Source organism: Limimaricola sp. G21655-S1 (genome assembly GCF_027213785.1).
Lineage (GTDB): Bacteria > Pseudomonadota > Alphaproteobacteria > Rhodobacterales > Rhodobacteraceae > Limimaricola.
Window position 1 is genome coordinate 1 of record NZ_JAPWGO010000075.1, and the last position, 727, is coordinate 727.

The 727-nt window shown below is 60.9% G+C and carries 2 pseudogenes; one reads left to right on the plus strand and one right to left on the minus strand.

The window, feature by feature from the left end:
- A pseudogene (locus O4G76_RS19880) lies at positions 1–261 on the plus strand (sodium:calcium exchanger); the annotation flags it as partial.
- 238 nt (positions 262–499) lie between these two features.
- Here O4G76_RS19880 and O4G76_RS19885 read toward each other — a convergent pair.
- A pseudogene (locus tag O4G76_RS19885) lies at positions 500–727 on the minus strand (NAD(P)/FAD-dependent oxidoreductase); the annotation flags it as partial.

The following is a 727-nucleotide window of genomic DNA, read 5'->3' on the forward strand; positions in this document are numbered from 1 at the left end:
ACCAGCGTCATCGGCGATCATGCCGTGACCATGACCTTGGCCTTCATTCCGCTGACGATCGTCGGGATGACGATCGACGATTTCCAGCTGTTCTGGGTCACGCTGAGCTTCGTGGCTCTGATGCCCGCGCTTTACGCCGCCTTCATCTGGTGGGGGCGCAAGGGCTTCCGGCTCTGGCAGGTCCTCACCCTGCCAGTCGTCTACGCGCTCTACCTTGTCCTTCTGGTGGTCTGGGTGCAGCCCTTCGGCACGGGCGGATGAGGCATTCATCGTCGCAAAAAAACGAGCGGAGCACCTCGCGGCGCTCCACCTGTCTCGTCAGTAGAAGCCCAAACGGTGTTCTTGACGAGATCCGCAGTCTCCCCTCTTGGCACTTCTTCCTCTTGTCGCAGCAGGAGCAGACCTTGCGATCACTGCCCCGTGGCGCTGAAAAATTTGTCCCACATTCCGTGACCCGCAGAAGCCAGACAGGGACTGCGTTCTCCCACGTTACCTACCTTCACAACATCGACGAGATGTCGGACGCTCCAGTGGGATAGGCGAACATCGTGTCCTTGAGCTGGTCGGCCGTCAGCCCGTGCCGCACGGCAAGGGTAAAGACATTGATAACCTCATCGGCATGCGGTCCCAGCAAGTGCGCGCCCAGAATGCGCTCGCTGCCGTCCTCGACCAGAACCTTGTAGCCGGAGACGGATTCCGCCTGCTGGCGCGTCGAGAACCAGCCGGG